Origin of the sequence: Streptomyces sp. MS191 (genome assembly GCF_008042125.1) — a bacterium.
In the GTDB taxonomy this organism is placed as follows: Bacteria; Actinomycetota; Actinomycetes; order Streptomycetales; family Streptomycetaceae; genus Streptomyces.
In genome coordinates, this window is the sequence record NZ_RDBI01000040.1 from 301,712 (window position 1) to 308,537 (window position 6,826).

Here is a 6,826-nt window from a genome sequence, read left to right on the forward strand (position 1 = left end):
GCGCGACGGGGGCGAGTCCCCGGGACGCCCGAGGGGCCCGGACCGTGGTCGCGGTCCGGGCCCCTCGGGCGTACGCCGTGGTCAGGCCAGCTTCGCCCGGACCGCCTCGACCAGCTCGTCGAGGGCGACCGCGCTCTGCTCGCCGGACTCCATGTCCTTGAGCTGGACGACACCGTCGGCGAGGTCGCGCTCGCCGGCGACGACCGCGTAGCGGGCGCCGGAGCGGTTGGCGTCCTTCATCGCGCCCTTCAGGCCCTTGCCGCCGAAGGAGAAGTCAGCCGCCACGCCTGCCCGGCGCAGCTCCGTGATCTTGCCGAAGAGCACCCGGCGCGCCTCGTCGCCGATGGCCACCGCGTAGACGCTGGTGGCCGCGGGGAGGGCGAGCTCGATGCCCTCCGCCTCCAGCGCGAGGACCGTGCGGTCCACGCCCAGGGCCCAGCCGACCGACGGGAGCGCGGGGCCGCCGATCATCTCGGAGAGGCCGTCGTAGCGTCCGCCACCGCCGACCGCGGACTGGGAGCCCAGACCGTCGTGGACGAACTCGAAGGTCGTGCGCGTGTAGTAGTCGAGACCGCGGACCAGCTTCTCGTCGTCCTCGAAGACCACGCCCGCGGCGCCGACCAGTCCGCGCACCTCCTCGTGGTACGCCTTGCAGGCGTCGCACAGGTAGTCGCGCAGCAGCGGCGCGCCCACCAGCTGCTTCTGCACGGACTCGCGCTTGTCGTCGAGCACCCGCAGCGGGTTGATCTCGGCGCGGCGCAGCGTCTCCTCGTCGAGGTCGAGTCCGCGCAGGAAGGACTGGAGGGCCTCGCGGTACACCGGGCGGCACTCCTTGTCGCCCAGGGAGTTCAGCAGGATGCGGAAGTTCCGCAGGCCCAGCGAACGGTAGGCCTGGTCGGCCAGGATGATCAGCTCGGCGTCCAGGGCCGGGTCCTCGGCGCCGATCGCCTCGGCGCCGACCTGCGAGAAGTGGCGGTAGCGGCCCGCCTGGGCCCGCTCGTAGCGGTAGTACGAGCCGGAGTACCAGAGCTTGACGGGCAGGTTGCCGAGCTTGTGCAGGTTGCCCTGGAGCGCGGCGCGCAGCACGGACGCGGTGCCCTCCGGCCGCAGGGCGAGCTCGTCGCCGCCCTTGGTCGTGAGGGTGTACATCTCCTTGGTCACGATGTCGGTGGACTCGCCGACGCCGCGGGAGAACAGCTTCACGTCCTCGAAGCCGGGGGTCTCGACGTAGCCGTACCCGGAGTTCCGCAGCGGAGCCGAGATCGCCTCGCGCACCGCCAGGAACGTGGCGGAGCGGGGCGGGGTCAGGTCGTACGTGCCCTTGGGGGCCTTGAAGGTGCTCACGTGGATCTTCGTCACATTCCTCGTCGGGGAGCCTTCGCGCTCCCGAGGCCGGCGGCCACGTCCCGCAGATAGGGGTTCGTGGCGCGCTCCTGGCCGATGGTCGTCTGGGGACCGTGTCCCGACAGCACCACGGTCGAGTTGTCGAGCGGCAGGCACACGCGGGCCAGCGATTCGAGCATCTCGTCCATGTCACCGCCGGGCAGGTCGGTGCGTCCGATGGAGCCGGCGAACAGCAGATCCCCGGAGAAGAACACGGAGGGGATCTCCGTGTTCTCGGGCATCCGGAAGGTCACCGACCCCTTGGTATGACCGGGCGCGTGCGCGACGGAGAACTCCAGACCGGCCAGGTCCAGCTTCGCGCCGTCGGTGAGCTCGTGCACGTCGTCCGGCTCGCCCACGGTCAGCTCGCCCATGAGCGGCATCCCGATGGAGCGGCCGAGGGCCTTCTCCGGGTCGCTCATCATGTAGCGGTCGGCGGGATGGATCCACGCGGGCACGTCATGGGCTCCGCACACCGGGACGACCGAGGCGACGTGGTCGATGTGGCCGTGCGTGAGCACGACGGCGACGGGCTTGAGCCGATGCTTCCTGAGCGTCTCCTCGACTCCCTGGGCGGCCTGGTGGCCCGGGTCGATGATCACGCACTCCTCGCCTGCGGCGGGGGCGACCAGATAGCAGTTGGTCCCCCAGGCCCCGGCGGGGAACCCGGCAATAAGCACGATCGTCCTCAGTGTGTCGTCCGACGGGAAGGCCGCCTTGTCGAAAGGCGACAGCTCAGAGCCTACCGGCGCTGCGTATTCCACAGCCAACCCGTATACGGTACGGGCACACCCGGCCCGGGCAGGAACACACGAGCGACAAGGAGCAGACCCGGTGGTCAGCAGCGATCAGCGGCGGCGGCAGCTCGCCAGGGAGAAGTACCAGCGGCAGCAGCAGCGGCGGCAGGAGGCGCAGCAGAAGGCACGGCGCCGCAACACCGTCATCGCGGCCGCGCTGGCCGTGGTCCTCGCCGCGGGCGGCGCGGTGTACGCCTCGGTGGCCCTGACGGACGACAAGGACAAGGGCGCCGACAACGCGGCGCCGAGCAACACCCCGGAGCCGACGGAGACCGAGTCGAAGGCGCCCGAGCCCAAGTTGTCCATCGATCAGAAGGCCACATACACGATGGCCCTGAAGACGAACCTGGGCGAGATCTCCTTCGCCATGGACGCGGCGAAGACCCCGCGGACGGTGAACTCGTTCAAGCACCTGGCGGACAAGAAGTACTTCGACGGGACGAAGTGCCACCGGCTCACCACGGAGGGCATCTTCGTCCTGCAGTGCGGTGACCCGAAGGGCGACGGCACGGGCGGCCCGGGCTACACCATCCCGGACGAGAACCTGGGCGCGCTGGGCAAGGCGGGCTCCGACGGCGCGGTGACCTACCCGGCCGGCACGGTGGCGATGGCCAACACCGGTCAGCCCGGCACCGGCGGCAGCCAGTTCTTCCTCGTCTACAAGGACACCAAGCTGCCGCCGAGCTACACCCCCTTCGGCACGATCGACGCCGTCGGCCTCGCGGTCGTGAAGGACGTGGCCGAGGGCGGCGTGGAAGGCGGCGCCAAGGACGGCGCGCCCAAGAAGGCCGTCACCGTCCAGAAGGCCACCGTCGTCAAGAAGTGACGCGCAGCGCGACCGTTCAATTTCGGTCGCGCTGAGAGCGGACAGCCGGGCGGCCGTTCGCCTAGATTGGCGTTGTGCAGTGCGGGCCGGGTCTCGCGCTGTGGAAGGCGGGCGAGGCCCGTCAGGAAACTGTGGACGATGCCCAGGGGGCACAACCCCCTCGTCGGCATCATGTGGAGGAGGCGCTGTGAGCAGCGACCCGTGGGGCCGCGTCGACGAGACGGGCACCGTGTACGTGCGTACCGCCGAGGGCGAGAAGGTCGTCGGATCGTGGCAGGCCGGCAGTCCCGAGGAGGCTCTGGCCTACTTCGAGCGCAAGTACGAGGGCTTGGTTGTCGAGATCGGCCTCCTCGAGAAGCGGGTGAAGACCACCGACCTCTCGGCCAAGGACGCGACCGCCGCGATCGACCACATCCGGCACCAGGTCGACGAGCACCACGTCGTGGGTGACCTCGCCGCGCTCACCACCCGGCTCGACAAGCTGGTGGAGACGGTGGAGTCGCGCCGTGAGGAGCGCAAGGTCCAGAAGGCCAAGCAGACCGACGAGGCGCGTGCCGCCAAGGAGGAGCTGGTCAAGGAGGCCGAGGAGCTCGCGCAGAGCGAGCAGTGGCGGTCCGCCGGCGAGCGGCTGCGCGCCCTCGTGGACACCTGGAAGGGCCTGCCCCGGCTCGACCGGAAGTCGGACGACGAGCTGTGGCACCGCTTCTCGCACGCGCGCTCGGCGTTCTCCAAGCGTCGCAAGGCGCACTTCGCCTCGCTGGACGCGCAGCGCGAGGACGCCCGCAAGGCCAAGGAGCGACTGGTGGCCGAGGCCGAGTCGCTGTCGAACTCCACCGACTGGGGTGGGACGGCCGCCCGCTACCGCGAGCTGATGACGGAGTGGAAGGCCGCCGGCCGTGCGCAGCGCGAGCACGAGGACGACCTGTGGAACCGCTTCCGCGGCGCCCAGGACGTCTTCTTCGCCGCGCGCGGTGAGGTCTTCGCCGAGCGGGACGCGGAGCAGACCGAGAACCTCAAGCTGAAGGAGGAGCTCGCGGTCGAGGCCGAGAAGCTGGTGCCGGTGACCGATCTGAAGGCGGCCCGCGCGGCCTTCCGTTCCGTCAACGAGCGCTGGGAGGCCATCGGCCACGTGCCGCGCGACGCCCGCCCGAAGGTCGAGGGCCGGATGCACGCGGTGGAGCGCGCGCTCCAGGAGGCCGAGGAGTCGGAGTGGCGCCGGACGAACCCGGAGGCACGCGCCCGTGCCGCGGGTCTGACGGGTCAGCTGCAGGACGCCGTGGACAAGCTGCAGAAGCAGATCGACACGGCCCGTGCGGCGGGCAACGACGCCAAGGCCGACAAGCTGGCGCGTGAGCTGGAGGGCCGCCAGGCGCTCCTCGACCAGGCGCTGAAGGGTCTGCACGAGTTCGGCGGCTGATCCCCGCCCGCTCCACGGAAAGGGGCCCCGGTACCTCGCGGAGGTACCGGGGCCCCTTTCCGTGGGGGGCGGGTCAGGGCCTGCGGGCCGAGGTGACCCGGTAGACGTCGTACACGCCTTCCACTCCGCGCACGGCCTTCAGGACGTGCCCGAGGTGCTTCGGGTCGCCCATCTCGAAGGTGAAGCGCGAGGTGGCGACGCGGTCGCGGGAGGTCTGGACGGCCGCCGACAGGATGTTGACGTGCTGGTCCGACAGGACCCGGGTGACGTCCGAGAGGAGCCGGGAGCGGTCCAGTGCCTCGACCTGGATGGCGACCAGGAAGACCGAGGACTGGGTCGGCGCCCACTCGACCTCGAGGATCCGCTCCGGCTCGCGGGAGAGCGAGTCGACGTTCACGCAGTCGCTGCGGTGAACCGATACGCCGCTGCCGCGGGTGACGAAGCCGATGATCGGGTCGCCGGGCACGGGGGTGCAGCAGCGGGCCAGCTTGACCCAGACGTCCTCGACGCCCTTGACGACCACGCCGGGGTCGGCGCTGGAGCGGCGCTTGGCACGGCTGCGCGAGGGCGGTGCGGACTCGGCGATGTCCTCGTTCGCCGCCTCCTCGCCGCCGAGGGCCTGGACGAGCTTCTGGACGATGGACTGGGCCGTGACATGGCCCTCGCCGATCGCCGCGTAGAGCGAGGAGATGTCGCTGTAGCGCATCTCGTGGGCCAGGGTGACCAGCGAGTCGCCGGTGAGGATCCGCTGGATCGGCAGGTTCTGCTTGCGCATGGCCCGCGCGATGGCGTCCTTGCCCTGCTCGATGGCCTCGTCGCGGCGCTCCTTGGAGAACCACGCCCGGATCTTGTTGCGGGCCCGGGGGGACTTGACGAAGCCGAGCCAGTCGCGGGACGGGCCGGCGCCGGCCGCCTTGGACGTGAAGACCTCGACCAGGTCGCCGTTGTCGAGGGTCGACTCGAGCGGCACGAGCCGTCCGTTGACCCGGGCTCCTATGGTGCGGTGACCGACCTCGGTGTGGACGGCGTACGAGAAGTCGACCGGGGTCGCCCCGGCGGGCAGCGCTATGACGTCGCCCTTGGGGGTGAAGACGAACACCTCGTTGCGCGAGAGGTCGAAGCGCAGGGACTCCAGGAACTCGCCGGGGTCCTCGGTCTCCTTCTGCCAGTCGAGCAGCTGGCGCAGCCACGCCATGTCGTTGAGGTGGTCGTCCTTGCCGGTCTTCTTCGGCACGTCGGCGCGCACCTTGGAGGCGCCGGCAACGGCCTCCTGCTTGTACTTCCAGTGCGCCGCGATGCCGTACTCGGCCCGGCGGTGCATGTCGAAGGTGCGGATCTGCAGCTCGACCGGCTTGCCGTTGGGGCCGATGACCGTCGTGTGCAGCGACTGGTACATGTTGAACTTCGGCATCGCGATGTAGTCCTTGAACCGGCCGGGGACCGGGTTCCATCGCGCGTGGACGGTGCCGAGCGCCGCGTAGCAGTCGCGGACGGTGTCCACGAGGACGCGGATGCCGACCAGGTCGTAGATCTCCGCGAAGTCACGGCCGCGGACGATCATCTTCTGGTAGACGCTGTAGTAGTGCTTGGGCCGGCCGGTGACGGTGGCCTTGATGCGGGCGGCGCGCAGGTCGGACTGGACCTCGTCGGTCACTATGGCGAGGTACTCGTCGCGCTTGGGCGCGCGCTCGGCGACGAGCCGCACGATCTCGTCGTACATCTTGGGGTAGAGGATCGCGAAGGCGAGGTCCTCCAGCTCCCACTTGATGGTGTTCATGCCCAGGCGGTGGGCCAGGGGCGCGTAGATCTCGAGGGTCTCGCGGGCCTTCTTCTCCTGCTTCTCCCGCTTGAGGTACCGCATGGTGCGCATGTTGTGCAGGCGGTCGGCGAGCTTGATGACCAGGACGCGCGGGTCCTTGGCCATGGCGACGACCATCTTGCGCACGGTCTCGGCCTGGGCGGCCTCGCCGAACTTGACCTTGTCCAGCTTGGTGACGCCGTCGACGAGCAGCGCGACCTGGTCGCCGAAGTCGCGGCGCAGGGTGTCGAGGCCGTACTCGGTGTCCTCGACGGTGTCGTGCAGCAGCCCGGCCATCAGCGTCGCCGGGTCCATGCCCAGCTCGGCCAGGATGGTGGTGACGGCGAGCGGGTGCGTGATGTACGGGTCGCCGCTCTTGCGCTTCTGGCCTCGGTGCCAGCGCTCGGCGACCTGGTAGGCCCGCTCGACCTGGCGCAGGGTGGCCGTCTCGATCTTCGGGTCGTTGGAGCGGACGATCCGGAGCAGCGGTTCGAGGACCGGGTTGTACGGGGAGGACCGCTGGACGCCCAGCCGGGCGAGGCGCGCGCGCACGCGGTTGGAGGAGCCGCCGGAACGGGTCGGCGGGGCCGGCGCGGGCTTGGGCG

At 70.3% G+C, this 6,826-nt stretch carries 5 protein-coding genes; 2 read left to right on the forward strand and 3 right to left on the reverse strand.

What is annotated here, in order from left to right:
- Positions 1 to 81 precede the first annotated feature (81 nt).
- Positions 82 to 1,344, reverse strand: coding sequence for a histidine--tRNA ligase (hisS, locus tag EAO71_RS08225; RefSeq protein WP_147977114.1), 1,263 nt, complete (start codon positions 1,342 to 1,344; stop codon positions 82 to 84).
- Positions 1,345 to 1,355: 11 nt separating this feature from the next.
- Positions 1,356 to 2,063 carry an MBL fold metallo-hydrolase gene (locus EAO71_RS08230; protein WP_147977115.1) on the reverse strand — a complete coding sequence of 236 codons (708 nt, stop codon included), beginning with the start codon at positions 2,061 to 2,063 and terminating at the stop codon, positions 1,356 to 1,358.
- A gap of 154 nt (positions 2,064 to 2,217) precedes the next feature.
- Between EAO71_RS08230 and EAO71_RS08235 the strand changes: the two genes are divergently transcribed.
- Positions 2,218 to 3,006: a peptidylprolyl isomerase gene (locus EAO71_RS08235; RefSeq protein WP_147977116.1), complete on the forward strand. Its 789-nt coding sequence runs from the start codon at positions 2,218 to 2,220 to the stop codon at positions 3,004 to 3,006.
- A gap of 187 nt (positions 3,007 to 3,193) precedes the next feature.
- Positions 3,194 to 4,423, forward strand: a complete 1,230-nt coding sequence (locus EAO71_RS08240; protein WP_147977117.1) for a DUF349 domain-containing protein — start codon at positions 3,194 to 3,196, stop codon at positions 4,421 to 4,423.
- Between the two features lie 73 nt (positions 4,424 to 4,496).
- On the opposite strand, the gene EAO71_RS08245 is transcribed toward EAO71_RS08240, so the two are convergent.
- A partial coding sequence (locus EAO71_RS08245; RefSeq protein ID WP_147979174.1) for a RelA/SpoT family protein occupies positions 4,497 to 6,826 on the reverse strand: 2,330 nt, incomplete at its 5' end.